The organism is Runella sp. (genome assembly GCF_027484545.1).
Lineage (GTDB): Bacteria > Bacteroidota > Bacteroidia > Cytophagales > Spirosomataceae > Runella.
This window is the reverse complement of sequence record NZ_JAIXST010000243.1, coordinates 1-7,578: the sequence shown is the minus strand read 5'-3', so window position 1 is coordinate 7,578 and position 7,578 is coordinate 1. Positions and strand designations below refer to the sequence as shown.

Below are 7,578 nucleotides of genomic sequence, written 5' to 3'. Positions count from 1 at the left end.
TAGTTTTTGAAGCTTGGTAACCGCATGGGCGGTCCCATCCAAAATACTAATTCTTTCTCTCTCTATGCCTTTAAACCCATTTTTTTGACCTAATCTCCTGAAAAGTTCGCGTTAAAATAAAATCAAAGACAACATCATGAAAAGAACAGCATCAGCCAATTGGAAAGGCAGCGGCAAAGAAGGTAACGGTACAGTTTCTACCCAAAGCACTGTTTTAAGCGGCACGCAATATTCTTTCAATACTCGTTTTGCAGATGGAGTAGGTACTAATCCTGAAGAATTGGTAGGCGCAGCCCACGCAGGTTGTTTTTCGATGAAACTAAGTTTTGTCATTGGTGAAGCAGGTTTTACTCCTGACAACATTGACACAAAAGCTACGGTTACTTTTGAAAACGGCGCTATTCCAAACATTCATTTATCGGTAAAAGCCACCGTACCCGGGATGTCTGCCGAGCAATTTGCCGCCGCTGCCCAAGACGCAAAAGCGAACTGCCCGATTTCTAAATTATTGAACACCGACATCACCATGGATGCGGAATTGGTATAATACTTAAAAGCCATAAAAAAGCCGGCCGATTCAGAATCGGCCGGCTTTTTATCGTATAAAGGGCAGTAGAGCGGTTCGGTTTCCTTACACCCTCCACTTTAACCTTTTTACTAAATGTACTGATTCAGGATATTTTCAAACAACTCCTGTTTTCCGCTTATTTGTTTCGGATCACCATTGGCTACTGCATGACTGTGAAGGTCTTCCAACGTAAGTTTACCTTCCTCAAACGCCTTTCCAGAACCACTGTCAAACGACGAATAGCGTTCTGTACGAAGTTTTTTGTAAGGCGATTTCACCAAAATATCATTGGCTACGACCAAAGCTCTTGCAAACGCATCCATTCCACCAATGTGTGCAATGAAAATATCGTCAAGATCGGTAGAATTACGGCGCGTTTTAGCGTCAAAGTTGATACCGCCCGGTGTGATACCGCCTGATTCTAAAATCACCAACATCGCTTCCGTTAATTCACTCAAATTAATAGGGAATTGATCGGTATCCCAGCCATTTTGATAGTCACCGCGGTTGGCATCAATGCTGCCCAACATACCTGCGTCGGCAGCTACTTGAAGCTCATGTTGGAACGTATGACCTGCCAGGGTAGCATGGTTTACTTCGATGTTCAATTGGAAATCTTTTTCTAAACCATACTGACGCAAAAATCCAATCACCGTTGCCGCATCGTAATCGTATTGGTGTTTGGTAGGCTCACAAGGTTTAGGCTCAATAAAGAACGTTCCTTTAAATCCATTTTTACGGGCGTAGTCGCGCGCTACGGTTAAAAACTGACCCAAGTGGTCAACTTCACGCTTCATGTTGGTATTGAGAAGGCTCATGTAACCTTCACGTCCACCCCAAAATACGTAATTGGCACCGTCCAGGGCAATCGTAGCATCCAACGAATTCTTGACCTGTACTCCCGCACGGGCCAATACGTTGAAATCGGGATTGGTCGAGGCACCGTTCATGTAACGCGGGTTGGAAAACACATTGGCTGTTCCCCACAACAATTTTACGCCGCTCGCCATTTGCTTGGACTTGGCATAATCTACGATGGCCTGCATACGGCGCTCGTATTCGGTAATGGTTGGACCTTCGTCTACCAAATCTACATCGTGAAAGCAATAATAAGGCACCCCTAATTTTGTAATAAACTCAAAAGCAGCGTCCATTTTGTCTTTGGCGCGCTCTACGGCGTCATTGTTTGCATCCCATGGAAACTCTTTTGTACTGGGGCCAAAAGGATCGGCACCTGTTCCGCAGAAGGTATGCCAATAAGCAACAGCAAATCGCATGTGCTCTTTCATGGTCTTGTCACCAATCACACGATTTTCATCATACCACTTGAATGCCAGTGGGTTATCAGATTCACGGCCTTCAAACTGAATTTTGGAGATGCCTTTAAAATATTCGGTATTTCCGAGCGTAACGGACATAAAATAAGGTAGTTTAAATTTTTTCAAAAAGACAGTATAGTACTAAAAGAGGCAAAAACGAATTCTTACTTTCTGCAAAAGAAATATATTATTGTCAAATTGACAATTATATATTTAAACTTAGTGAAATTTCTTTGAAAAGCCCGCCTTTATAAATCATCAAATAGTCTTTTTTAGAGAAAATGGAGTAGTTATGGAGTCAATAGCTGGTAATTTTCCTATATGCACTACTTTTGATACATAGAAAACAAAAACAGAAATCGGACCATTAAAAAATACCTTTGGCTTGGCTAAAGCCTAACGACTCATGCAAACTTCCCTTCCTCAAGGATTTATCCCTGTGATGCTTACCCCGTTTCTGGAAAACGGCGACATTGATTTTGACGGTCTTACCAAACTTACCGAATTTTACCTCGAAGCAGGGGCGGCGGGCCTGTTTGCCAATTGCCTATCTTCGGAAATGTTCGAACTCAGCGAAGAGGAACGTCTTGCCATTACCAAGCAGGTTGTTGACGTAGCCAATGGTCGCGTTCCTGTGGTAGCAACGGGTACGTTCGGCGGTCCCATTAACGAACAGGCAGAATTTGTGAAAAAAATCTATGCAACGGGCATTCAGGCTGTAATTGTTATTACAAGTTTGATTGCCACTACTGAAGAATCGGACGAAGTATTTATGGCTCGGATGCACGAACTGCTTAGCCTGACTCCCGGTGTTTCTTTTGGTTTGTACGAATGTCCTGTTCCTTACAAACGGCTTATTACTGCCGAAAATTTGGGCGAATTGGCCGCTACCGGTCGCGTGATTTACCATAAAGACACCTCGCTTGATATTGAGAATGTAAAAGCTAAAATTGCGGCTACCCAAGGCCGTGTTTTTGGCGTTTATGATGCCTATATGGAACACGCCGCTGCTTCTTTGAAAGCCGGTTCGGCGGGCTTGTCCTGTATTCAGGGTAATTTCTTTCCTGAGGTAATTGTGTGGTTATGCAACAACTATAATAATCCTGAACAACAGGCAGGCATTGAGCGGGTTCAGCAATTGTTGATTGATACCATGCCTGTCATTCATTACGCCTACCCAACTGTAGCCAAGTATTACCTTCAAAAACGTGGTTTCCCTATTTCGCTTTATACGCGCCGGAAAGTAGAAACATGCACCGAAGAAGTCAAAGCTGAGGTGGACGAATTATTTGAACTGGTAAGTGCCGTGAGCAAAGAATTGGGAATTGCTTAGGATTGGTTTTCTACCGATATTCAGCCCATCATTAAAAAGCAACTTGTTTGCGCTTTATGTCGGTAGAAAACCCTTTTTTATGAAACCTTACCTTCTCTTCATCTTCTTACTTATTTTTTGGGCAGCGGACACACAGGCCCAACGCCAAATTACCCCAGTCAATTTTTCCAAAGTCACGGTCAAAGATTATTTCTGGAAACCTCGTATTGAAAAAGTCCACTCGGCGACTCTGCCCGTGTGCATGACGTATACCGAAGATTCGACAGCGCGAATCAAAAACTTCGAAAATGCTGCCCTGCGCAGCGGCAAGCACAAAGGCATTTATTTTGATGATTCCGACGTGTATAAAGTCATTGAGGGCATAGCCTACACCCTCAAAACTACGCCAGATAAAATCCTCGAAGCCAAAACCGACGAATGGATTGACAAGATCGCCGCCGCGCAGCTTCCTGATGGTTACCTCAATACCTACTACACCCTCAAGGGCCTTGATAAACGCTGGACCGATATGGAAAAGCACGAAGATTACTGCCTGGGGCATTTAATTGAAGGAGCCGTGGCCTATTTTGATGCTACCGGAAAACGTAAGCTTTTGGACGTTTCCATTCGTTTTGCCAATCACTTTGACTCCACCTTTCGCCTCCAAAATCGCCCGTGGGTAACGGGGCATCAGGAACTGGAATTAGCCTTAGTAAAACTTTTTCATACCACTAATGACGAGCGCTATCTCAAATTGGCCGATTGGCTCATTGAGCAGCGCGGCAAAGGAAACGGACGCGGTCAGATTTGGACGGATAAAAATTTTGACGGTGCGCGTTATTGTCAGGACGACGTTCCCGTCCGCGATATGACTGACATCAAAGGTCACGCCGTACGCGCCATGTACCTCTACACCGGCATGGCCGACGTCGCTGCCGAAACGGGCGAGCGCGGTTATACGCAAGCGCTTGAGCGCGTTTGGGAAGATGTAACGGGTCGCAATATGTACATTACAGGCGGCATCGGTTCTTCCACTAAAAATGAAGGTTTTACGGTGGATTATGACTTACCTAACGAATCGGCTTACTGCGAAACCTGCGCTTCGGTAGGGATGGTATTTTGGAATCAACGTATGAATCTCTATTCGGGCGAATCTAAGTACGTGGATGTGTTGGAACGCTCACTGTATAACGGTGCTTTGGCAGGTGTGCAATTGACAGGAAACCTGTTTTTCTACGTAAATCCCTTGGCTTCTTTTGGCCTGCACCACCGTCGCCCTTGGTACGGCACTGCCTGTTGTCCCAGTAACGTATCTCGCTTGTTGCCTTCGGTAGGCGGCTATATTTACAACACTTCTAAGGATGCGCTGTGGGTCAATCTCTACGTGGGCAGCGAAACAGAAGTCGTATTGGGCGACCACAAAGTAAAGTTTACTCAAAAAACCAATTATCCATGGTCAGGTGAAGTAGAGCTCAAAATGACTCCCGACAGTAGCAAGGCCGATTTTGCCGTGAAACTCCGTATTCCAGCTTGGTGCGATAAATACACCGTTGAAATCAACGGAAAAGCCGTTGATAATTCACTTACGGATAAAGGGTATGCGACCATTAACCGTACATGGTTGAAAAATGACGTACTCAAACTTCGCATGGAAATGCCCGTCAAAGTCGTAGCTGCCGACCCACGCGTGAAAGCCAACGAAGGAAAACGCGCCATTCAACGCGGACCGTTGGTGTATTGCATTGAAGAACAGGACAATCGGCATCTGGACTACGACCAAATGGTATTATCAAAAAAGACGCAGTTCAGCACCACGTTTGAGCCCGCATTGTTAGGCGGAGTCACTACCATCAAAGCCCAAAACGGCAATGAGAATTTCACGCTTATCCCTTACTATTCATGGGACAATCGTCAAGCTGGACGCATGAAAGTGTGGATTGATTGGAAAGGGAAGTGAGTAAATAGCACACTGATTTAACGGATTGTACGGATTAAAACAGATAAAGATCCGTTAGAATCCTTTCCATCCGTTAAATCAGTGTGCTATCCTAAATTTTTACTAATTCTAAACCTTCACCTCATGGAAATCAAAGACTTTAAGCCTTATGTGCCCAACGAGCAAAACATGGCGGAATTTACCGTCAAATCCGTCGTTGTAGGCGTTCTTTTCGGTGTTCTCTTTGGGGCAGCCACCGTTTATCTATCTCTCAAAGCTGGACTCTCGGTCTCGGCATCCATTCCGATTGCCGTTTTGGCCATTTCTTTGGGGCGTAAGTATTTAGGAACCACGATTCTGGAAAACAACATTATTCAAACTACCGGTTCCGCAGGGGAGTCCATTGCGTCGGGCGTGGTGTTTACTTTGCCCGGCTTTCTTTTTTTATCCACCACCGAAGAAGGGAAAAGCATTGGTGCGGATTTTTTCAATTATTGGACCATTCTAACGTTGGCCATTTTGGGCGGGATTTTAGGTACGCTCATGATGATTCCCTTACGTCGTTCGCTGATTGTTCAGGAACACGGCACCCTTCCTTATCCCGAAGGTACGGCTTGCGGTTCGGTGTTGATTGCGGGAGAAAAAGGAGGCGATTTGGCCAAAACAGCCTACCAAGGTTTGGGTGTGGCCATGTTGTACGCTTTCTTCCAAAAAATCCTCCACGTTATTGCCGAAGTTCCTAAATTAGCGTCAGCGCAGGCAAGCAAGATTTTTCCGTCGGCGGTCGTGAGTGGAGAAATTACCCCTGAATATTTGGGGGTCGGTTACATTATCGGTTTCCGTATTTCTGCGGTGTTGGTGGGCGGTGGTTTATTGGCGTGGTTGGGTTTGATTCCGTTGTTGGCCACGCTCGTTCCTGCCGATACCATTGCGGAACAATTGATTAAACTTGGTTATCTTAAAGACCTAGCCACTGCGGGAGGCCCAGGCGGTTGGAATCCTGCTTCGCACAGTTTTACAGATACGGCTTCGGCGATTTACCGGGCTTACATTCGCCAAATCGGTGCGGGTGCCGTGGCGGCAGGCGGTTTTATGGCTTTGTTAAAAAGTATTCCTACGATTATTTCTTCTTTCCAACAAAGCTTGGCTTCCATGAAAGCGGGAAGCGAAACAGCACGTGTTCGTACGGAGCAGGATTTGTCGTTTAAAGTGGTGATTTTCGGCTGTTTGGCGTTGGTGATTTTGATGGTGATTTTGCCCCAAATTCCGGGAGACGGCCTGCTCACCAAATTCCTGATTGCGATTTTAGTCGTTATTTTTGGGTTTTTCTTCGTGACGGTTGCCAGTCGGATTGTGGGAATTATTGGTTCCAGTTCCTCTCCGGTTTCGGGAATGACCATTGCGACCATTATGGCTACTTCGTTGGTTTTTATTGGCTTTGGCCTGACGGGCAAACTCTACGAGCCTGCCGTGTTGGTAATTGGAGGCATGATTTGCATTGCCGCCGCCAACGCCGGGAACACTTCCCAAGACTTAAAAACGGGTTATTTGGTGGGTGCAACGCCTAAATATCAACAAATTGCCCTGTTTATCGGCGTTATTGTTTCGTCGTTGGTCATTGGCGCAACGGTCAAATTATTGGATACCCCTACACCCGACTTGGTGGCGCAAGGCATCCAACACGCTATCGGAACCGATAAATTTCCAGCACCGCAGGGAACCCTCATGGCGACGCTTATCAAAGGATTGCTGTCTTTTAACTTGGATTGGCAATTTGTATTGGTGGGTGTTTTCACCGCCGTTACCATTGAAATTATGGGGGTAAATGCCCTTTCGTTTGCGGTAGGTCTGTACTTACCGCTTTCCACAACGTTGCCTATTTTTGCGGGTGGTTGCGTGCGTGCCCTCGCCGACTGGAACGCCAAACGCAAAGGAGTTGAAGAAGAAGATGCGGACTTAGGCAAAGGAAATCTGTTCTCGACGGGACTCGTAGCGGGCGGCGCTTTGGCAGGTGTCATTGTTGCGTTACTATCCGTCAATGACTCTGTCTTCAATGCCTTAGCCAAAATCAACCTTGAACCCGTACTTGCAGGCAGCATTGGCGAAAGCGGCTACCAACTTTTAGGTGCCCTGTTTTTTGCGCTGATGGGAATTGTGTTGTATCGGGTGGCGATGAAGAGGTAGGAAGGATAAAAGTGCAACTCTCAAAGTGTCATGGAAGTACCGATATTACTATAAAACTTTGTACATTTGATAATACTTGTTTCATGCCTTGGCTCTTGACACAAGTATCAATTAAAACTAATTTTTAAATGAATTGGATTAGTTACGACCCAGGTTGTAATTTGATGATTTGAGTAAGATATGGTAATACCTCAAGATTCCTTTTGAGAAGCGTATCAATAACAGAACGAATAGTACAAAAAGCGCTCTGCCCTGTCTT

Annotated in this window: 5 protein-coding genes; 4 read left to right on the top strand and 1 reads right to left on the bottom strand. The window is 45.5% G+C overall.

Features of this window, described 5'->3' with window-relative positions; genetic code table 11:
* The first annotated feature begins 136 nt into the window (after positions 1-136).
* Positions 137-547 carry an OsmC family protein gene (locus Q0081_RS22065; RefSeq protein WP_298358645.1) on the top strand — a complete coding sequence of 137 codons (411 nt, stop codon included), beginning with the start codon at positions 137-139 and terminating at the stop codon, positions 545-547.
* A 110-nt stretch (positions 548-657) separates the two neighbouring features.
* On the opposite strand, the gene xylA is transcribed toward Q0081_RS22065, so the two are convergent.
* A complete protein-coding gene (xylA, locus tag Q0081_RS22060; RefSeq protein WP_298358643.1) occupies positions 658-1,986 on the bottom strand; it encodes a xylose isomerase in 1,329 nt (442 codons plus the stop codon).
* 307 nt (positions 1,987-2,293) lie between these two features.
* On the opposite strand from xylA, the gene Q0081_RS22055 reads away from it, so the two are divergent.
* The 3 genes from Q0081_RS22055 (at position 2,294) to Q0081_RS22045 (ending at position 7,319) form a co-directional block, all read left to right on the top strand.
* Complete coding sequence (locus Q0081_RS22055) at positions 2,294-3,220, top strand: dihydrodipicolinate synthase family protein (protein ID WP_298358640.1); 927 nt, start codon at positions 2,294-2,296, stop codon at positions 3,218-3,220.
* A 79-nt stretch (positions 3,221-3,299) separates the two neighbouring features.
* The gene (locus Q0081_RS22050) at positions 3,300-5,156 is read left to right on the top strand and encodes a glycoside hydrolase family 127 protein (protein ID WP_298358638.1); all 1,857 of its coding nucleotides are present in this window, start codon (positions 3,300-3,302) and stop codon (positions 5,154-5,156) included.
* Positions 5,157-5,279: 123 nt separating this feature from the next.
* Complete coding sequence (locus Q0081_RS22045; protein WP_298358635.1) at positions 5,280-7,319, top strand: OPT family oligopeptide transporter; 2,040 nt, start codon at positions 5,280-5,282, stop codon at positions 7,317-7,319.
* Positions 7,320-7,578 lie beyond the last annotated feature (259 nt).

Bases quoted from the DNA above. Each gene is read 5' to 3' on its own strand.
- Q0081_RS22065 (WP_298358645.1), top strand. From the start codon at position 137: ATGAAAAGAACAGCATCAGCCAATTGGAAAGGCAGCGGCAAAGAAGGT.
- xylA (WP_298358643.1), bottom strand. From the start codon at position 1,986: ATGTCCGTTACGCTCGGAAATACCGAATATTTTAAAGGCATCTCCAAA.
- Q0081_RS22055 (WP_298358640.1), top strand. From the start codon at position 2,294: ATGCAAACTTCCCTTCCTCAAGGATTTATCCCTGTGATGCTTACCCCG.
- Q0081_RS22050 (WP_298358638.1), top strand. From the start codon at position 3,300: ATGAAACCTTACCTTCTCTTCATCTTCTTACTTATTTTTTGGGCAGCG.
- Q0081_RS22045 (WP_298358635.1), top strand. From the start codon at position 5,280: ATGGAAATCAAAGACTTTAAGCCTTATGTGCCCAACGAGCAAAACATG.